Genomic DNA, 19,945 nt, shown 5'->3' with positions numbered 1-19,945 from the left:
GAGGTCCATATAAGGCGGACTATTCTTCTTGCGGGAGGTACCAAAAACCATGAAACGCACAGTCACCACAGCCTTTCTCGCTGCCATACTCATAGGCCCTCAGGCCGCAGCCTTTTCGGGCGAACGCGAGCTTGAGATAACAGCATCGAGCATCGAAACCTTCCCAACCTTCAGCTTGGGCGACCTTGCAAGGCTGGGTACGTCAGCCCGCTATATCGGGTCTGTGGGGGAATGGCATATTTTCGGCGAACATCTGGTGTCGGATGAAGGCGGCATGCCCTTCAGTTCTGTCTATGGATATAAGGTGCCCGCATCCCTCCTCTCGGCTCAAGGCGGACGCACGATTGACCTGACAAAATCCTATTATGCCTTCGTGCAGGACTGCAGCAGCTTCACTGTTCGGCCTGTTGAGTGTGGCCGTGCACGCATGACGGTCGACAAAGGGGCCAAGTGCCTTTACCCCAAAGATGGCGACTAGCTTGCAACGGACCAGACATTGATGGTGGTTGCCAAGAAAAACGGCGGCGCATGATGCACCGCCGTTCCTGTTTTCTAACCTCTTGGGCGCTTAGAAGCGGTCCAGGTTCATCACTTTGGTCCAGGCTGAGATGAAGTCGTTTACGAACTTCTCTTCAGACCCGTCGAGGGCATAGACCTCAGACACAGCGCGAAGCTCGGTGTTGGAGCCGAAGATCAGGTCAGCCGGTGTTGCAGACCATTTCTTGTCGCCGGACGTGCGGTCGAAGCCTTCATAGATACCGGCGGTATCAGACTTCTTCCACTCGGTGCCCATGTCCAGGAGGTTGACGAAGAAATCGTTCGTCAGTTGGCCTGGCGTATCGGTGAAGACACCGTGCTTGGCACCGCCTGTGTTGGCATCCAGTGCGCGCATGCCGCCCACCAGCACCGTCATTTCAGGCACCGAAAGCTTCAGAAGTGCGGCTTTTTCAACCAGCATTTCTGCAGGCGACCGGTCGTTGCCTTCCGCGAAATAGTTGCGGAAGCCGTCTGCTTTTGGCTCCAGCACGCTGAAGGAAGCAGCGTCCGTCATCTCAGCCGTCGCGTCACCGCGACCTGGAGTGAACGGCACCGTCACCTTGTGGCCTGCCTTCGCAGCTGCATCTTCAATCGCTGCCGCACCGCCAAGGACGATCAGGTCAGCCATGGAGATTTTCTTGCCGCCACGAGCCTTCTTGTTGAAGTCAGCCTGGATACCTTCCAGCACGTCCAGCACGCGGGAAAGCTCAGCCGGATCGTTTGCAGCCCAGTCTTTCTGAGGCGCAAGACGCACGCGGGCACCGTTTGCACCGCCACGCATGTCCGTGCCGCGGAACGTGGAAGCAGACGCCCATGCTGTGCGCACCAGCTCGGCGTGGCTCAGGCCACTGTCGAGGATGGTTTTCTTCAGCTTGGATACGTCGCGGCTGGTCACCAGCTTGTGGTCAACTTCCGGAACCGGGTCCTGCCACACGTAAGTTTCGTCCGGCACCCAGGCACCCAGATAACGGGAAGTTGGGCCCATGTCGCGGTGCGTCAGCTTGAACCAGGCACGGGCGAAGGCTTTTTCGAACTCTTCCGGGTTATTCAGGAAGCGTTCGGAAACCTTGCGGTACGCCGGGTCTTCCTTCAGCGCCAGGTCGGTCGTAAACATGATCGGCTTGTGGCGCTTGTCCGGGTCGTGCGCGTCAGGCACCATTTCGCTGGTGGCGTCATCAGCAGGAACCCACTGGGTTGCGCCGGCCGGGCTCTTGGTTTGTACCCAGTCAAAGGCAAACAGGTTCTGCAGATAGTTGTGCGTCCACTCAGCCGGGCTGATCGTCCAGGCGCCCTCCAGGCCACTGGTGATGGTGTCTGCACCTTTGCCGGAACCATATTTGTTCTTCCAGCCCAGGCCCTGCTCTTCAAGGCTTGCAGCTTCAGGCTCCGCACCCAGGTTCGACCCTTTCGACGCACCGTGTGCCTTACCGAAGGTGTGACCACCGGCGATCAGCGCCACAGTCTCTTCATCGTTCATGGCCATGCGGCCGAACGTGTCGCGGATTTCCTGCGCGGCCAGAAGTGGATCCGGCACGCCGTTCGGGCCTTCCGGGTTCACGTAAATCAGGCCCATGCGCGCTGCGGAAAGCGCACCTGTGAGCTTGCCCATACGGTGGCGGCTTTCAGCGCGGCCAAGCCATTCGCCTTCGGGGCCCCAGTTTACTTCTTCAGGCATCCAGGCGTCTTCACGGCCAAAGGCAAAGCCCGCAGTCTTGAAGCCCATATGCTCCATACCGATGGTACCGGCGAGCACGATCAGGTCAGACCAGCTAACCTTGTTGCCGTATTTCTGCTTGATCGGCCACAAGAGACGCTGGGCTTTATCAAGGTTGGTGTTGTCCGGCCAGCTGTTGAGCGGCGCGAAACGCTGCATGCCGCCATCAGCACCACCGCGACCATCGATCATGCGGTAGGTACCGGCGCTGTGCCAGGACATACGAATGAAGAACGGACCATAATGGCCATAGTCAGCTGGCCACCAGTCTTGCGACGTGGTCATCAGCTCTTCCATGTCTGCGCGAAGCTCATCCAGGTTCACATCCTTGAAGGCTTCTGCATAGTCGAAATCAGCCCCCAGCGGATTGGCATCCGGCAGGTTGAGCCGGAGCGGATCCAGGTTCAGGCGGTTCGGCCACCAGTAATCATTGGTTGGCGCTGTTTTCATCTCCGCGCTCATGCCGCCATGGTTGTCCATGGATGCGGCTGCAGGCGCAGTGGCAAGGGCAGTGCCCATAGCCAGAACAGCAATCATTGGTAGAGTTCTCTTCAGCATTACCTACCTCCTTCAAGTTGGGCAAAAGGCTGCCAGCCAGCCTTTGCAGCTGAAACATACTTGTTGGAGAGTGTGGACCTGTCCCGTCTGCTCGCTTCTTCTTGTTGGTGGCGATGAAGACGTTCCTCACGCAGGCCTGCGCTCCCTTCATGGTAGAACAGATCATACACCTGTTTCATGACACTTGGGAAATTGGAAGACCAGATTCCTGCAATCGCCTAAATCGATTATTAAGCCTTTTAGAAATCGCCTTGAGCATTTTCGGCAGACTTAACCCAGATCCGCGTGATCCAGATAATAGCGCACGCTGTCCTGCACGTGGCGGAAGCGGTCGCCGCCCAGATGCTTGCCGCCGTACCAGCGGGTGACCACCACGATATGGTGCATCAGCCCCTCGCGCTCCAGCATCTGCGCCATCAGCATGCCGGCGCCGGTTTCGCCGTCGTCATTCTTCACCGGCCCCTCGGGCGTCATATAGGCCCAGGTATTGTGCGTGGCCTTGGCGAACTTCTTCTTGCGGCACAGCTGCTTGATGAAGGCCTTGGCCTCGTCCGGGCTGGCGCACGGCCCGCCCGACACGGCGTATTTGGACCCACGGTCCGATATGATTCCGTCAAAAATCTGCATGCAGCTGGGTATAGGCGGCATCGCCCCCAGGATCAAGAAGCCATAAGGATCAAGGGCGCGCCATAGGCGCTGCCCACATATCTTTACTTTTCATAAATATATTCATTTATTATATATCATTATAAATATTTCATACTGCTATATAGATACCTGAACAGGAAGCTTTCATGATCACATCCGGGCAAATGCGGGCCGCCCGCGCGCTTCTGGGCATAGACCAGAAAAAACTGGCCGAACTGGCAGGGGTGTCCGTGCCCACGATCCAGCGCATGGAAGCCAGCGACGGCAATGTCCGCGGCGTGGTTTCCACGCTCACCAAGGTGGTGGAAGCGCTGGATGCTGCCGGCGTCGACCTGATCGGCGACGGACAGCAAAGCACAGGCGGCGGGCGCGGTGTGCGGCTCAAGGCCGCCCCATAGCAGTATCGCGACACCACATTCAGCACGCGACGGCGCGCGCCGACAAGCATTCGACGACACCGCCGCCTTAACTCTAAGGCTTAATGGCACCATGACGACCACCACCCGCCCCTCATCAGCCCCGGCAAGCACCCGGCCAAGCTTCGCAGACCTCTTCACGCCCAAGCTTGTCACCATCTTCCGCGAAGGATACGGCCTCGGCCACCTGCGGGCCGACATGATCGCGGGCCTCACGGTCGCCATCGTCGCCATTCCGCTGTCGATGGCCATCGCCATCGCGTCCGGCGCCACGCCTGCGCAGGGGCTTTATACCGCCATCATCGGCGGCTTCATCATCTCGCTCCTGGGCGGCAGCCGCTTCCAGATCGGCGGCCCGGCGGGTGCCTTCATCGTGCTGGTCGCCGCTACCGTGCAGGCGCACGGCATGGACGGGCTGATCATCGCCACCATGCTCGCGGGGCTGATGCTGGTGGCCGCCGGATACCTGCGGCTTGGCACCTATATCAAGTTCATCCCCTACCCCGTCACCGTGGGCTTCACCGCCGGGATTGCGGTGATTATTTTCGCGAGCCAACTGAAGGAATTGCTGGGCCTCAGCCTCACGGGGGCAGAGCCCGGCCCGCTCGTGGACAAACTCATGGCGCTATGGCACGCGGCCCCGAGCGCATCGACACCCGCGATTATCCTGTCGCTCGCGACCGTCCTTGTCATCATCGTGCTGAAGCGGCTCAGGCCCAACCTGCCGGTGATGCTGATCGCCGTTGCGGGGTCTGCCGTCGCGGTCACGCTTCTGGGCCTGTCGGTGGAGACCATCGGCACCAAATTCGGCGGCATCCCGCAAAGCCTGCCAACGCCCGCGCTGCCGACCCTCACGTTTGAGAAGGTCATCACCATGCTGCCAAGCGCCGGGGCCTTCGCGCTTCTGGGCGCGATCGAAAGCCTGCTGTCTGCTGTGGTGGCAGACGGCATGACCGGCCGCAGCCACCGCTCCAACTGCGAACTGGTGGCCCAGGGTTGCGCCAATGTGGCGTCAGGCCTGTTTGGCGGCATCTGCGTGACCGGCACAATCGCCCGTACCGCCACCAATATCCGCGCCGGTGCGCACGGGCCGGTGGCGGGCATGATGCACGCGCTGTTCCTGCTGCTGTTCATCCTGATCGCCGCGCCGCTCGCCAGCTTTATCCCGCTTGCGGGGCTGGCCGCCGTGCTGGCCATTGTGGCGTGGGACATGGTTGAAAAACAGGCCTTCGCCACGCTTGTGCGCGCGTCAAAGGGCGACGCTGCGGTGCTTTTGGTGACCTTCCTTCTGACCATCTTCCGGGACCTGACGGAAGCCATCATCGTGGGCTTCGCGCTCGGCTCGCTCGTGTTTATCTACCGCATGTCGAAAACCACCATGATCGAACAGCACATGCCGCTCGTGGCCGAAGACACAGCCGACGCCAGTGCCGAGGACCGCGTGCCTTATGACAGCGCCAGCGCCACAGACCCCGATATGGTGATCTACCGCATTTCGGGCGCTTTCTTCTTCGGGGCTGCGGCCTCTATCGCGTCTGTGCTTGACCGCATCGCAGACCATCACCGCGCGCTGGTGATTGATTTCTCGGCCGTGCCGTTTGTGGATTCAACCGCTGTCAGCACCATCGAAGGCCTGGCGCGCAAAGCCGCGCGAGGCGGCATCACCGTGTATCTGACCGGCGCGTCACCAGACGTAGCCCAAACCCTCCGCCGCTTCGGGCATATCACAGAGGCCGTGCAGTTCGAGCCCAGCATCAATGCGGCGACGGAGAAATGGCGGCAGCGAGGGGAATAGGGACCAAAAAGCAAAAAACCGCTGGCCCAACTGGACCAACGGGTCTTTTGATTGGCAGCCGAGGACAGTTAAATATGAGGCGGTTGCCGGCGCACTTAATAAGACGCACACGACTACCCATTTCCGCCTTTCAGCGCGAATATTCTGGCTGATCCGTTTATTCGTTTTTTGCGTCCACCATCTGATCAAACCAAGCCTCAAACATGGGGGCGACGCTTGGAGCATAGAACAGCACTTCGGCTATATCTTTCCTGAGCGCAGTATGGGCGTGGGTGAAGGCTGTGGCCGAGCCTGCCTTGTGACTGGGAGTGCCAAACAGTTTGGTCATTCGGGCTTCAATCGCCTGTTCCTCTACCTTGTCTGTAAGCACCCAGACAAGCGCAAGCTCGTCATCCCGAAACACAAATTCCGCCAACCGGAGCTTTCCGCCGAAGGAAAGGCCCGTGCAATCAATCTGGGTTTGGGCGCGGCGGGTACCTGGAATCTCGATCGGGTCGATGTTGCGTTCGGTCGTGCTGCTGCACACGGCTGACAACACCGTCCGCATGGACGGAAGAGACTGGTCAAAATCAATAGCCTCAGGCTTGAAATCGTCTGCATGGGCAGTGGCTGTGGTGGCAATGGCTATCACGCCTGCGGTGATTATGTGTTTCAGGGTTTTCCTCATCGTCGAATCCTTTTTTCTGGTTATTGGATGAGGGATATATGCCGCTGGCGTGCGCCTATTGCGTCCAGAAACAGGAATTTGGACGCTATTCTTCACGCTGGCGCACGCGGTACTCGGTTGGCGTGATTCCCGAAACCTGTTTGAAAGCCAGATTGAAAGCGGATTTTGAATTGAACCCTGCATCATAGGCAATCCTGAGGAAATTACATTTTTCAGGGGCGGCCTCTTCAATCAGCTTCTGGGCGTGAGCAACCCGCAGGCGGCTCACGATCTGTGGGAACCGTTCGCCTGTGTGTCCGCGGATCAACGACGACAGGCGTCGAGGTTCGATGCCACTGGCATCTGAAAATTGCTCGAGCCGAAGCTGGGGCGTAAGGTAAAGTTTCGATGTTTCCAGAAGGCGCAGCGCCGCCTCGGCCTCCTTCACCTCCTCAGCACTAAGGGGCGCGGTTTCCTTCGCGGGTGGGACCGCCAGAAATTCACTTGTCCGCAGACCGTCAAACATCAGGTGATACCGGAAGCTTTGCAGGATCAGCCAGTTCATCACCATAAAGGCGCCCATCAGCGTGATGATGTAGAATATATCGCTGTTGGCGGCGGCGAAAACATAGCCCATGAAAATGCGCCCGGCGTCATAGAGGCCAACGATGATCAGCGCGATGAAGCCTTGGGCAAGCCAATCCAACCGCGCCTGACGCTCATTGGCCTGATTTTCGGACACGCTCCTGTGGTAGGCCCGGATATAACGGTAGGTGGCATAAAAATAGGCCGCGATGCTTGTGAAACCGAGCACGTCGAACAATAGGTTCGAGGGCGAAAAGGGCATGGCAGCCAGAAAGGGAATGCCGTGCACCAGGTCCCGCCTGCCCAGAAGCGGTGTCTCGTGCGTGATATCCCGCACATAGAGATACACAAGCGGCCCATAGGCGAAACCGAAGGCAGACGTGATGTTCGGAAAGGCGCCGAGGTTACCGGTTTCAGCCAGCAGGTTGAGGGCCATATGCAGCGCGAAGGCAAACAACAGGAGGGCAAAGGCCCTCAGCCGCGCGCGGGGCATGGCAAGCACGCCAAAAAAAGCGGTTTGGAAAACAAACAGAAGCTGGATGATATTTGCGGTGTCCAGTGTCATGTCGGATGGTCATGCCGGTTATATGGCGTCAGAACATGTGAGACACTTTGCCTCCATTGATCACCAAGGGTGCTATGCCGTCAGCGTGCCAAATAACAGATCAGGGGTCCACAAAAGATTGCACCAGCGCAAATACAAAAAGCCAGCCCCGCAAGGGACTGGCTTTTGAATTGGTAGCCGAGGAGGGACTTGAACCCCCGACACGCGGATTATGATTCCGCTGCTCTAACCAGCTGAGCTACTCGGCCAAAATATACAGGCTTCCGACGCGTCTGTAACAACTCAAGACTACTCAAAACGGCTACACTGCCGCCGAAAGCTGCGCCGGTATAAAATGCGCGCGGGCGAAGGTCAAGCCGATTTTTGACTGATTTTTGACAGGCATCGATTTTTTGGCGGAAAATGCCACTGGCCCCACGCCCATCTTGTAAATTGGCACTGGTGCGCAGGGCCGCGGGCGCGTAGTTTCGCCCTACCGAACCGCGAGGAGGCGAAACATGGCACAGCACACCTACAACACCCGCACCACTTGGACCGGCGCGCTTGAGCACGGCACAAAAAATTACAAAAGCTACAGCCGCGACTATACCATCAGCATGGACGGCAAGGCCGACATCCTCGGCTCATCAGACCCCGCCTTCAGGGGTGACCCGGCCCGCCACAACCCGGAAGACATGCTGGTGGCCTCCGTCAGCGCCTGCCACATGCTGTGGTACCTGCATCTGTGCGCGGTCAATAATGTGGTGGTGACAAGCTACACAGATGACGCCGAAGGCGTGATGGTGGAAGGCAAGGATGTGATCGCGAAGTTTGAGAAAATCACCCTCCGCCCGCGCATCACCATCTCAGGCCAAAGCGACATGGAAACGGCCATGAGCCTGCACGCGGTGGCCAACAAGGAATGCTTCATCGCCAACAGCCTGAATTGCCCGGTGGCGCATGAACCCGTGATCGAGCGGGGCTGACACGCGCCGCTCCCGGTTTTCTAACGTATGGCGGTTTCCAGCATCAGTTTGGCGGCGCACAGCTTGTAGCAATGCTCGAACTCCTCGCACGCCACGCAGTCGTCCCATTGTTCCATCTTCACGCTGACCGCCCGGTCTGCCGTCCCCAGCCCCATGGAGCTCAGCTTGAAATCGAAGGCCTTGCCCTTCATGTCTTCATTGTCATGGACATGCAAACTGTCGTGAAACATGGTGCCGTAACAGTCTTTGTGTTTTTGCATCTCGTCATCTTTCCTGGAATTCAGCCCTAAGGATACAGGTCAGTCGCCCTTCGGGAAATGACCCTGCGTTCGGTTCGCGAATGCCACCAGCGACAGCATCACAGGCACCTCCACCAGCACCCCGACCACAGTTGCCAGCGCAGCACCGGAATTCAGGCCGAACAGGCTGATGGCCACAGCCACGGCCAGCTCAAAAAAGTTGGACGTGCCGATCATGGCGCAGGGCGCCGCAATCCGGAACGGCACCCGCATGGCCCAGGCCGCCCCATATGCCACCGCGAAAATGCCATACGACTGGATCAGAAGCGGGACGGCGATCAGCGCAATCAAGAGCGGCTGCGCCAGGATCACCTGCCCCTGGAAGCCGAACAGCAGCACAACGGTGACCAAGAGCCCCAAAATCGAGAAGGGCTTGAGCCGGGCCGTGAAATCGGACACCGCCTCCTCGCTGGCGTTCCCGCGCAAAAGCCTGCGCCGGGTGAACCAGCCCGCCAGCAGCGGAACAACCACATAGAGAAGCACTGAAAGAACCAGTGTGTCCCACGGCACGGGAATGTCCGTCACGCCAAGCAGCAGCACAACAATGGGCGCATAGGCGAACACCATGATCAGGTCATTCACGCTGACCTGCACCAGCGTATAGTTCGGGTCGCCCTTCGTCAGGTGGGACCAGACAAACACCATCGCTGTGCAGGGCGCCGCGCCCAGAAGGATCAACCCCGCGATATAGGAAGACGCATCATCCGCCGTCATGAAATCGGCAAAAACATAGCCAAAGAACAGCACACCCAGCGCCGCCATGGTGAAAGGCTTGATCAACCAGTTGACCACCAGCGTGATCAGAAGGCCCTTCGGCTGGTCCGCCACATGGGTGATGCTGGAAAAATCGACAGACACCATCATCGGGTAAACCATCGCCCAGATCAGAACGGCGACCGGCAGATTGACATTGGCATATTCAAGCTTGGCCAGAAGGGCGAACACATCCGGCAACAGCTGCCCCAGAAGGATGCCAACACCGATGGCGAGCGCCACCCACAGGGACAGCCATTTTTCGAAAATGCCGATGCCCGCCCCTTCGGATTCGGATACGGATTTAGTCTCTTCGGTCATAAAGCCCCCTGACATTTCACGTTTCGCAGCCTGCGCGTGCGCCCCAAAGCAAGGTAAGCAGCCGCCCCGAAAAAATCAAAGCCAGAAATGGCCCGACACATTAATTTCAAAAACCGTTCCGGCGTGAAAGCCATTGCCCTTCGCGGCGTCTTTTGGCAGGGTCTTGGCGTCCAACCAGAAGGAGCCACCATGCGCGCACCCTGCCTTGCCCTCATCGCCACCCTTTTCTTTGCCGCCCCTGCCCTGCAGGCAGATGACGCAGCCGAGAATGCCATCCTGAGCGCGATTGACGCGAACCTGCCGAAAGCCGAGGTGCTTCTGGAGAAGGCCGTGGGTATCAACAGCGGCACACTGAACTTTGAAGGCGTAAAACGCGTGGGGGACCTGTTCAGCGCGGAACTTGACGCCATCGGGTTCACGACCGAATGGGTGGACGGCACGGAATTTGGCCGGGCCGGACATCTGGTGGCCTCACACGGCACGCGCGGCCCGAAGATCCTGATGATCGGGCACCTGGACACGGTGTTCGCCAAGGACGACGATTTCCAGAATTTCACCCCGCTTGCGGATGGCCGCATCAAAGGCCCCGGCATCACCGACATGAAGGGCGGCGACGTGATCATCATCGAGGTAGTCCGCGCCCTGAAGGCCGCAGGCGTACTGGATGACGTCAGCATCCGCATTGTCATGACCGGGGACGAGGAATCCAGCGGCAAGCCGCTTTCGGCCTCCAAGAAAGCCATCGTGGACGCCGCCATCTGGGCGGATATCGCGCTCGGCTTCGAGGACGGCGACGGCAATATCAAGACCGCCGTCACAGCACGGCGCGGCAGCGTAAACTGGACGCTTGAGGTCACAGGCCGCCCCGCGCACAGCTCCCAGATTTTCACAGAAAACGTGGGCTACGGCGCGGTGTTAGAGGCCGCGCGCATCCTGAATTCCTGGCGCGTTGAACTTGAAGGCATGGAGAACCTGACCTTCAACCCCGGCCGCATTGTGGGCGGCACGCGGGTGAAGGATGACAAATCCACCGATACAGCCTCCGGCTTCGGCAAAACCAACGTGGTCGCCAAGGAACTGTTTGTCACCGGCGGCATCCGTGCGCTCTCGCCCGAACAGCTCGCGGAAGCCAAAGCCAAAATGCAGGCGATTGTGGCCGCGAACCTTCTGCACACCTCAGCCACGCTGACGTTCGAGCCCGGCTACCCGCCCATGGCACCAACGGCAGGCAACGCCAAGCTTCTGGCGCTCTATAGCCAGATCAGCGAAAAGCTGGGATACGGCGCCATTGAAGCCGTGAACCCCAGGAAGGCGGGCGCGGCGGATATCTCCTTCGCGGCAGACCATGTGGACATGGCGCTGGACGGCATGGGGCTGATGGGCAAGGGCGGCCACACCAAGGACGAGACCGCCGACATGACCAGCTTCAGGAAGAACATCCAGAAAGCCGCGCTCCTGATCCACGCGCTTGCGGGCCAACAATGAGATTTAGATAAAGGCGGGTTAACTCGCCGCGTCGATCAACCGTTTTAGCTGGGCGAGGTCTTGCTCTGTCAGGGGAGTAAGGGCTGAAAAGCGCGCCTTAGGCAGCGCCGCCACAGCCTTTGCATGCTCCGACAGGGCCGCACCCACTTCCCCGCGTGCGAGGGCTGCGATGGAACGCACTTGATGCCTGCTGTGTTTATCCTGCAGTGCTGTGGGTTTGGTTTTTGCGAGCGCAGGGGCTACCTCCTCCAAGCCTCCCTCATAGAGGGCCTGAAAAACCAGCTTTTCCTGCACATAGCCATCACGCGCAAAGGCTGTGAGCCCTTCAATATCGCTGGTCATATGCTCAAGATGCTGCCGGGCGGCCCCATGATCATCCGCATCTCTGGCCTGATAATATCTGAAACAGTGCCCGGCGCGCCATTCGGGGCTGCCCTTGGGCGCCTGTATCAGCGTTTTCACGGATTCATCCGGCCAACTTGAAATCGCGGTCTTCCCAATCACCAGTGCAGACATATGAAACTGGGCAACCGCAACACGGTACCCTGCCGTTTCCCGTAGTGCCTCAAGAAACCGTTTGCCATCGGTATGGAGCCCCGCAATGGTGATGGGCATAAGATTATACACGCCAATGAAGGCTGTGATCAGCAAGGTACACATCAGCGGAAAGAAATACAGCGCAGGTAGCGCCCCAAGCCCCAAAGCGCACAAAACCAACAAAAGAAGCGACGCAATGGGGCCTCCTGCAACAAAAACCATATATTGCCGCCTTGAAACCTGCTCTCCGTGCTCAGGCAGGCAATAGGCAAAACCGCCGGGAAAAAAGCCCCGCACCTCAAAGGAGGGAAGCTGCCGCCCTTTGTCAAAGGACCAGACAAAAGGCCCCACAACGAAAGCCAGTGGCCGCATGCCGACAAGGCGCCCAGCAAGCATATGCCCCAGTTCATGAACGAGGATTGACAAGAAATATCCAATGAGCAGGGAAATGATCACCAGTGGAATGATCGTCGCCTTATTGAGCCCCATTTCCGACAGGCTCGGCAGAAAATCATCACCGTATCTGGCCACCATCGCACCAAACACCGCCCCCACCAAAGCGCAGAGCATCAAGGACAAAACTGTTTTCCAGGTGATTTTCATATGCTCTCCCCCATCAAGCCAGAACCCTGTGCCCCAACCATACACATGCACCATCAGGCACACAATCCGGGTGTTCGCAGAGCTCCGCCCGTTCAGTGGTTGCTCTGTCGCGCAATAGGGCTTTGCACTATGGGGCGTTTCACTTATGTAAGGGCTATGACCAAGGCACCCTCCCCGCTTCCCATTGACGCCGTGCTGCCGCAGCTGCAGGAAACGCTGCGCGAGAGTGCCTTTGCCGTTCTGGTGGCAGCACCGGGCGCGGGGAAGACCACACGTGTGCCGCTCCATCTCCTGAGTGCGAATTGGCGCGCAGGTGGCCGCATCATCATGCTGGAGCCCCGGCGCATCGCGGCGCGGGCCGCCGCGCACTTTATGGCGCGAACGCTGGGGGAAGAAGTCGGCGAAACGGTGGGCTACCGGGTGCGGCTGGACACCCGCGTGAGCGCGAGGACACAGATTGAAGTGGTCACGGAAGGCGTTTTCACCCGCATGATCCTGGATGACCCGGAGCTTACTGGCGTCGCGGCGGTCATTTTCGATGAGTTTCACGAACGCAGCCTGGACGGCGACCTCGGGCTGGCGCTTGCGCTCGACAGCGCCGTCCTAAGGGATGACCTGCGCATCCTGATCATGTCGGCCACGCTGGATGCTACGCGCATGTCCAAGCTGCTCTCAGATGCGCCCTTGATTGAAAGCGAAGGCCGCGCCTTCCCCGTCGAGACCCGCTATGTGCCCATGAGGCCGGATGTCCGCATGGAAGACCATGTCGTCTCCACGGTAATGAAGGCGCTTCGGGAGGAGCATGGCTCCATCCTTGTATTCCTGCCGGGGGAAGCCGAAATCCGCCGGGTTGCCGAGCGCCTCATGGGCCAAGTGGCGGACACTACAGACATCGCCCCGCTTTATGGCCGCCTAACGCCCAAGGAGCAGGACCGGGCCATCGCGCCCGCGCGCGCAGGCCGGCGCAAAGTGGTGCTGGCAACCACCATTGCGCAGACATCCTTGACCATAGAGGGCATCCGCGTGGTGATCGACAGTGGGCTGGCCCGCGTGCCGGTCTATGAGCCCGCAACGGCGCTGACGCGGCTGGAGACCAGGCGCATTTCACAGGCCGCCGCCACACAGCGGCAGGGCCGCGCAGGCCGCACCGAAGACGGCGTCTGCTACCGCTTGTGGGCTAGGGGCCAAACAGCAGCCCTCCCCGCCTTCGACACGCCTGAAATCCTGGCGGCTGATCTGGCGCCGCTGGCGCTGAGCCTAGCGTCATGGGGTGTCACGGACCCCGCGCAAATGCAGTTTGTGGACCAGCCGCCCGCGCCTGCGTGGGCAGAGGCCACTGCGCTTCTTTCAAGCCTGGATGCCACCGATGGCAGTGGGCAGATCACCGATGAGGGCCGTGCGCTGGCGGCCTTCCCGCTCCACCCACGGCTGGCGCATATGATCCACCGCGCGGGCACGGGCAGCAATGCGCAACAGGCGGCAGAACTGGCGGCGCTGGTGTCAGAACACGGGCTGGGTGGTGACGCCATCGACCTTGAAGAAAGATTGCACCGTTTCCTTAATGACGGTAGCCCGCGGACCAAGGACGCCAAGGCGCTCGCCCGTCGCTGGGCCAAGCTGGCGGGGTGCGGACAGGGGCCGCGCGAGACTATGAGCATCGGGCAGATGCTCGCAAACGCCTACCCCGACCGGCTGGCACAGGCCGCAGGGTCGCGAGGCCGTTACAGGCTGGTGAATGGCCGCGCCGCAAGCCTGCCTGAGACGCACGCGCTGGCGAAGCACAAGTATCTGGTGGTGACAGACATCACAGGCCAGGCGGCGAACGGCCGCATCCGCGCAGCCGCACCGATTGATATCCAGGAAATCGAAGAGACCTTCGCCGGGCATATCACGGAGGAAACGCGGCTTGAGTTTGACGCCGGATCAAGGAGCGTGCGCGCGCGCCGCGTGCGCGCCATCGGCCAGGTAATCCTCGCGGACGCCACTGCCCGGGTTGAGGACACCGAAGCCGCCGCAGACATCCTGTGCCAAGGCATCCAGGACCTGGGTGCCGGTGCTTTGCCGTGGAGCAAGGGACAGCAGGCATTGCGGGCGCGGGTGACCTATTTGCATGAGAAGCTTGGCGCGCCCTGGCCGGACCTGAGCGACAAGGCCCTTGGGGAGGACGTCGCAAGCTGGCTCGCGCCTTATCTTTCCGGCGTCACCGCCATCTCGAAAATCACGCCGGATATGCTTGAAGGGACGCTGTCTGCCCTCTTGCCGTGGGAGCTGAGGTCACAGATCGATACGCTGCTGCCGTCCCATTTCCAGGCGCCGACCGGGTCGCGCATTCCCATCAATTACGCCCATGAAACCGCGCCCGCGATTGAGGTGCGCGTGCAGGAGCTGTTCGGGCTGACCACCCACCCGGCGATCATGGGCGGCAAGGTGCCGCTTCTCCTTATCCTGCTGTCGCCCGCGCATAGGCCGATACAAATGACGCAGGACCTGCCGGGCTTCTGGCAGGGCTCGTGGGCTGCGGTCGCCAAAGATATGAAGGGCCGCTACCCGCGACACTTCTGGCCCGATGACCCGGCAGGCGCTGAGGCCACCGCCCGCGCCAAGCCACGCGGCACATAGCCAAGACAATTGAGGGGCGACCACCGGGATGGTCGCTCTCGCTCTTTGTGTCTGTGTCTGTGTTTGTGTTTGTGACTGGGCTGCGCCTATGACCAGGGCGTTACCAGATATTTCTCGCCGGTTCGCATCGCGCGGTAATCCGTCACTGCTTCCTTGGTCAGCATTTCTTCCAGATTGACGCGCTTCTTGTAGCTGCTCGCGAATGTCGTGGTCAGGCTTTCAAGCACGCGCTTGCGCATGCGGCCAACCGTTTCCATGCCCACCGACTGGAGGAACGGGAACAACAGCCAGCCAGACAGCGTCCAGCCGAAGCCATAGCTTGGCGACAGGATTGTCGGCCCAACATCCAGCCGCCCATAAATGAACATGCGCTTTGGCTGGTTGGAGCCATAGCGCGAATATTCTGTCATTCTGCCCACAGCCACCTGTTCCATCGCCTTGAAGGCAGTGTCGACCGACTGCCCACCACCGATCGGGTCAAAGCCATAGAAAGCGCCCGTATCATCAATCGCAGCCCGCAGGTTGCCCATGAAACCGTCCGCCGCGGAATTGACAACGTGGGTTGAGCCCAGCTTCTCAAGAAGCTCGACCTGTTCATCCTTGCGCACGATATTGACAAGCCCAAGGCCGTCTTCCTTACAGATGCGGGTCAGCATCTGGCCCAGGTTGGATGCGCCCACCGTGTGCAGGATGGCGTCCTGGCCGTCCATCTTGGCGTTTTCAGCAAAGCCAAGGGCCGTCATCGGATTCACAAAAGCGCTCGCGCCGTCTTCCGCCGAATGGTCGCCAAGCGGAAGGCACATGCCCGCATCCGCGATTGCATATTGGCTGTAGGCATTGCCCGGCACACAGGCGACGCGCTGGCCCACAAGGGCCTTGGCCATGTCGCTGTCACCCGCGGCAACCACTGTCCCCGCGCCCTCGTTCCCCGCGGGCAGCTTGAGGCCGTGCCGCGCTTTCGAGCCCGTATTGAAGGGCTCAGGCATTTGGGCGACATATTTGCCGGGTGAATAATCGGCATTCTCAAGATCAGCCGCGCTGGTCAAGATGGCCAGGTCAGACGGGTTGATGGGTGCTGCTTCCATTTTTACCAGCACCTGATTGCCGGTGGGATCAGGGAAGGTCACATCCTCGATCGCCACGGTCAGCGTGCCGTTGCTTTCAAGCGTGGTGAAAAGTTGCTTACCCGTTGTGCTCATGCTGGTGTCTCCCTTTTGCGATGGCGGCTAGTGGCACGCCCGCCGGATATCGGCCCGGCGCACACCGTGTTCCTTAATGGTCATGTAGGACGGCTGCGATAAAGGCAAGCTGGCCTATCACATTAAGGCCAGGCAGCTTTCAGCCAAAGGGGACGATCGCAAAGCCACCCGCTATCGCCGAGTTATTTGCGCTTTAACTTCGCATTTGCACCAGCTTCATTAGCCTTTTTAGCTTCGTCCCGCGCGCGTTTCTGCGCCGCAGTCCATTTGGGCTTTTTCTTGGCCCCTTTAGCTTTCTTGGCCTTCGGCTTGCTCTCCGCTTTTTTCACCGCACTTGTTTTTGTCTCAGTGTCCCGTGCAGCCGTGGCGTTTTTCGCCTTTTCCTCAGCGGGCTTGTCCTCGCTGTACCTCGGCTTTGAACGGGCCTTGCCGTCCCCCTCCGGCATGCTGCGCCGCTCCTTCCGGTCATCACGCCTGCCTTCAGGTGCCCTTGCCGGGCCGCGCTTGTCGAAGGCTCTTTTTTCCCGGACAGGTTTTCTGCTGCGGCTGCTTTCGGCTTCAGGCACAGGACCGCGGAGTTTGTCGACAGTGATCGTCTTCTCCAGTTTGCGGCTGGGGCCAAGGGCCTCAAAAAACTTGTCAACGATATCGGGCGCGAGCTCGACATGCGTTTCATTTTCATGAATGCGGATCGACCCAATTTCCTGTTTCGTGATATGGCCATGACGACAAAGGGTTGGCAAAATCCAGCGTGGTTCGGCGTTATGCTTGCGCCCAACCGACAAAGACACCCACGTCCCATCACTAAAGTCCTGACGGTTCTTTTGGGGGCGCTCTCCCCTGTCTCTGCCTTTCGATCTGTCGCGGGCATTGTCCCTGTCCCGGCCATAATCACCTATCGGGCCGGTGTCCGACAGCTCTTCCGCCACTGGCCTGCCTGTTTGCTGCAAGCGAACCAGGGCTGCGGCGATCTGTTCCGCGCTATGATGGTCAAGAAGTTCCTGGACATGAGGGCGTTCCTCATCGGTCACAGCTTCAGTCAGCACGGGATCATTCAGGAAACGCTCGCGGTCGCGGGCGGCGATTTCCTCCATCGTTGGCGGCTTGGCCCACGCCGCATCAATCTGGGCGTTGCTGAGCAGCCGTTCTGTGCGCCTGCGTGCTGGATAGGGGACCATCAGGATACAGACACCTTTTCGCCCGGCCCGGCCCGTACGCCCGCTTCGGTGGAGCAAAATTTCCTTGTTCTTCGGGATATCCGCATGGATCACCAGCTCAAGTCCTGGCAGGTCAATCCCGCGGGCAGCAACATCAGTGGCAACACAGACGCGCGCGCGCCCATCCCGCATCGCCTGCAGGGCGTGGCTGCGTTCGTTCTGGCTCAGCTCACCCGACAAGGCCACCACTGAGAAACCACGGTTATTAAGGCGGCTCGTCATATGGTTCACTTCAGCCCGCGTGCTGCAAAAGATGATGGTGTTCGGCGCTTCGAAATAGCGGATCACATTGATGATGCCGTTTTCTTTGTCATTCGGTGCCAGCATCAGGGCGCGATATTCGATGTCCTGATGCTGCTTCGTATCGCTTTTGGTTTCAATGCGGATGGCATCGCGCTGATAGCGTTTGGCAAGCCCCATAATCGATTTCGGCACGGTCGCAGAGAACAAAAGCGTCCGGCGGTGATCCGGCGCTGTATCCAGCATATATTCCAGATCATCCCGAAAACCGAGATCAAGCATTTCGTCAGCTTCATCAAGAACAACGGCCCGCAGCNATCAAGCATTTCGTCAGCTTCATCAAGAACAACAGCACGCAGCGCTGTCATATCAAGCGAGCCCCGTTCAATATGGTCGCGCAACCGGCCGGGTGTGCCAACCACAATGTGCGCGCCCCGGTCCAGACTGCGGCGCTCCGTGCGCATATCCATCCCGCCAACACAGGTGGCAATGGTTGCCCCAGCCAGTTCATAGAGCCATTCAAGCTCGCGCTTCACTTGAAGGGCAAGCTCACGCGTGGGCGCGATCACGAGCGCCAGTGGCGCGTGTGCCTGGGTGAGCTTTTCAGCCCCCTCAAGAATATCGGGCGCAAGGGCAAGGCCGAAAGCAACTGTTTTGCCAGACCCCGTTTGTGCAGAAACGAGAGCGTCAGCGCCAACAAGGCCCGGGGCCAGCATTTCTTTCTGCACGGGTGTGAGAGAAGTATAGCCGCGTTTTGTTAACGCTTGGCCGAGCGCCGGAACGACACCATCAAATTCTGTCATTGTATACTTTCGGAAACGGGGTTTAGCCGCAAAACTGCCAGCTAATCGCATTAAGAAGACCGCACGGATACTGCGAAGCGTGCGCCGAGACAAGCTCAATTTAGCCTGCCCATTGTAGACTGAGTTCAGGCAGTGTCAAAATAATCCCATTTCCTGTGCCCGGCGGAGCCCCAGAAAAGGCGCGCACTATGTATAGTCCGTCACCCTGAACTTGGTTCAGGGTCCATTGCACAAGCCTTTCCTAAGCGTAGCTGCGCCAAGCATTGTGTGGATGCTGTTTGCGAAGCTGGCGGCACGCCAAACAAGTTCAGCATGACGGAGGATTTGCCCTACTTCTCATCCTTGTAAGACAAACAAAAATGTTGTGCAGTGCCCGCAAATTGCTAACGTGTCGCAATGACACCACGCCTTCAATTTGTTCGTGACACACATCCCTCTTCCCTGAATTTGGCCGGGGATGGCGATGACGTTGAATTGATCGAAAAAATAGAAGCCTCTTTTCAGACAACATTTGCAGACGCTGACACTGCGCAATGGCACACGGTTGGCGACATCTACACCACGCTGAGAAAAGAGGTTGGGAAAAGTACCGCCTATCACTCCAAATGCGCCGGACAGATGGCGTTCTACATAGTTCGCCGCATTCTCAAAGAGTTGGCACCAACCATAAAGGTTACGCCGCAAACAAAGTTTTCAGACCTGCCTCATCGCTGTCACCCCAAACTTCGCAAGGTTCTGCTGAACCAATACAAGCTATATGCGCCGTCGCTAGAGCTTTCCGGGCCGGGCTGCCTGCTGCTTCTCATCACATGGCTGGGGGCTGGTGTTTGGTGCATTCTTAGAGACGCCAATGCCCTTTTCTGGGTATTTCTCGCTATAGGCAGTGCTGGATTTGTCTATCTCTTGCCCCAAAGATATCGCGGCTCAATCGGTGAGTTTTCTTCGACAGTAGCCGACATGAACTATGATTATCTCGTTAAACGCGGTGCACGCTCAGATGGACTTCGAATATGGGAAGCGTTGGGATACATTATTGAAGACGAAACAGGTGTGGACCGATACCTCGTCAACAGAAACACCCTCCTGCTAACAAAAGAAGCTTACGAAAAAGAGTGGATTACGCAATTTGAAGCCACTCAAAACAGCAAATTCGCGGGCCTAGTGGGCTTACTTGAAGAAGCAAAGGACATCACTCGCGATTTTTCGGGCGACATTGACTTGAAGAATGCCGCGAACACCTTTAACCACTGGCTGGACGCAATGCACTCGGCACCGGAAGATATCTTGTCAGAAATCCAGACATTCTTCTATCCCACAGGGACTTGGGACGATTTATCAGCACGCATGACGAAAAGATACTCAGATGCCGCATCCGCAATTGCCCAGTATATTGTTGAAGAAATCAAAAAGATTAAATCGGGCAAACCGTCCTTGTAGCCC

At 58.9% G+C, this 19,945-nt stretch carries 15 protein-coding genes, 1 tRNA gene and 1 pseudogene; 7 read left to right on the top strand and 10 right to left on the bottom strand.

From position 1 onward, the window contains the following. Nucleotides 1-49 precede the first annotated feature (49 nt). Nucleotides 50-478: a hypothetical protein gene (locus tag ACFO5Q_RS05515; protein WP_068152635.1), complete on the top strand. Its 429-nt coding sequence runs from the start codon at nt 50-52 to the stop codon at nt 476-478. Nucleotides 479-568: 90 nt separating this feature from the next. Here the strand turns inward: ACFO5Q_RS05515 and katG are convergent, their stop codons facing one another. Next, nucleotides 569-2,809, bottom strand: coding sequence for a catalase/peroxidase HPI (gene katG / locus ACFO5Q_RS05510; protein ID WP_068152632.1), 2,241 nt, complete (start codon nt 2,807-2,809; stop codon nt 569-571). Nucleotides 2,810-3,079: 270 nt separating this feature from the next. Then, entirely contained in the window at nt 3,080-3,436 is a 357-nt protein-coding gene (locus ACFO5Q_RS05505) for a YigZ family protein (RefSeq protein ID WP_068152628.1), read from the bottom strand. Nucleotides 3,437-3,603: 167 nt separating this feature from the next. Here ACFO5Q_RS05505 and ACFO5Q_RS05500 point away from each other — a divergent pair, with 167 nt between their 5' ends. Both ACFO5Q_RS05500 and ACFO5Q_RS05495 read left to right on the top strand, forming a co-directional pair. Next, nucleotides 3,604-3,855, top strand: coding sequence for a helix-turn-helix domain-containing protein (locus ACFO5Q_RS05500; protein ID WP_068152626.1), 252 nt, complete (start codon nt 3,604-3,606; stop codon nt 3,853-3,855). Between the two features lie 91 nt (nt 3,856-3,946). After that, on the top strand, nt 3,947-5,668 hold the full coding sequence (locus ACFO5Q_RS05495; protein WP_068152623.1) for a SulP family inorganic anion transporter: 1,722 nt from the start codon (nt 3,947-3,949) through the stop codon (nt 5,666-5,668). A 157-nt stretch (nt 5,669-5,825) separates the two neighbouring features. Here the strand turns inward: ACFO5Q_RS05495 and ACFO5Q_RS05490 are convergent, their stop codons facing one another. The 3 genes from ACFO5Q_RS05490 to ACFO5Q_RS05480 all read right to left on the bottom strand — a co-directional run bounded on the left by ACFO5Q_RS05490 (nt 5,826) and on the right by ACFO5Q_RS05480 (nt 7,712). Next, on the bottom strand, nt 5,826-6,335 hold the full coding sequence (locus tag ACFO5Q_RS05490) for a hypothetical protein (protein WP_068152620.1): 510 nt from the start codon (nt 6,333-6,335) through the stop codon (nt 5,826-5,828). 85 nt (nt 6,336-6,420) lie between these two features. Next, a complete protein-coding gene (locus tag ACFO5Q_RS05485) occupies nt 6,421-7,464 on the bottom strand; it encodes a helix-turn-helix transcriptional regulator (RefSeq protein WP_068152617.1) in 1,044 nt (347 codons plus the stop codon). Between the two features lie 171 nt (nt 7,465-7,635). Then, nucleotides 7,636-7,712, bottom strand: a tRNA-Met gene (locus tag ACFO5Q_RS05480). A 249-nt stretch (nt 7,713-7,961) separates the two neighbouring features. Between ACFO5Q_RS05480 and ACFO5Q_RS05475 the strand changes: the two genes are divergently transcribed. Then, the gene (locus ACFO5Q_RS05475) at nt 7,962-8,429 is read left to right on the top strand and encodes an OsmC family protein (protein ID WP_068152615.1); all 468 of its coding nucleotides are present in this window, start codon (nt 7,962-7,964) and stop codon (nt 8,427-8,429) included. Nucleotides 8,430-8,449: 20 nt separating this feature from the next. Here the strand turns inward: ACFO5Q_RS05475 and ACFO5Q_RS05470 are convergent, their stop codons facing one another. Next, on the bottom strand, nt 8,450-8,689 hold the full coding sequence (locus ACFO5Q_RS05470; RefSeq protein ID WP_068152611.1) for a hypothetical protein: 240 nt from the start codon (nt 8,687-8,689) through the stop codon (nt 8,450-8,452). A 39-nt stretch (nt 8,690-8,728) separates the two neighbouring features. Continuing rightward, on the bottom strand, nt 8,729-9,802 hold the full coding sequence (gene arsB / locus ACFO5Q_RS05465) for an ACR3 family arsenite efflux transporter (protein ID WP_068152608.1): 1,074 nt from the start codon (nt 9,800-9,802) through the stop codon (nt 8,729-8,731). A 189-nt stretch (nt 9,803-9,991) separates the two neighbouring features. Between arsB and ACFO5Q_RS05460 the strand changes: the two genes are divergently transcribed. Next, complete coding sequence (locus ACFO5Q_RS05460) at nt 9,992-11,287, top strand: M20/M25/M40 family metallo-hydrolase (RefSeq protein ID WP_068153463.1); 1,296 nt, start codon at nt 9,992-9,994, stop codon at nt 11,285-11,287. A gap of 18 nt (nt 11,288-11,305) precedes the next feature. Here the strand turns inward: ACFO5Q_RS05460 and ACFO5Q_RS05455 are convergent, their stop codons facing one another. Further along, nucleotides 11,306-12,427 (bottom strand): site-2 protease family protein, encoded by a 1,122-nt coding sequence (locus ACFO5Q_RS05455; protein WP_068152603.1) that lies wholly within the window; start codon nt 12,425-12,427, stop codon nt 11,306-11,308. Nucleotides 12,428-12,583: 156 nt separating this feature from the next. Here ACFO5Q_RS05455 and hrpB point away from each other — a divergent pair, with 156 nt between their 5' ends. Further along, on the top strand, nt 12,584-15,046 hold the full coding sequence (gene hrpB, locus ACFO5Q_RS05450; RefSeq protein WP_068152601.1) for an ATP-dependent helicase HrpB: 2,463 nt from the start codon (nt 12,584-12,586) through the stop codon (nt 15,044-15,046). Between the two features lie 86 nt (nt 15,047-15,132). Here hrpB and ACFO5Q_RS05445 read toward each other — a convergent pair whose 3' ends face one another. Continuing rightward, nucleotides 15,133-16,245: a zinc-binding dehydrogenase gene (locus ACFO5Q_RS05445; protein ID WP_068152598.1), complete on the bottom strand. Its 1,113-nt coding sequence runs from the start codon at nt 16,243-16,245 to the stop codon at nt 15,133-15,135. A gap of 182 nt (nt 16,246-16,427) precedes the next feature. Continuing rightward, nucleotides 16,428-18,505: pseudogene (locus tag ACFO5Q_RS05440) on the bottom strand (DEAD/DEAH box helicase). 396 nt (nt 18,506-18,901) lie between these two features. Here ACFO5Q_RS05440 and ACFO5Q_RS05435 point away from each other — a divergent pair. Then, on the top strand, nt 18,902-19,942 hold the full coding sequence (locus tag ACFO5Q_RS05435) for a hypothetical protein (RefSeq protein WP_156431898.1): 1,041 nt from the start codon (nt 18,902-18,904) through the stop codon (nt 19,940-19,942). The last annotated feature ends 3 nt before the right edge of the window (nt 19,943-19,945 follow it).

The sequence above is a fragment of the Kordiimonas lipolytica genome (assembly GCF_042651265.1).
GTDB classification, from domain to species: Bacteria; Pseudomonadota; Alphaproteobacteria; order Sphingomonadales; family Kordiimonadaceae; genus Kordiimonas; species Kordiimonas lipolytica.
The sequence above is the reverse complement of the archived record's forward strand: the minus strand, read 5'-3'. Positions and strand labels throughout refer to the sequence as shown.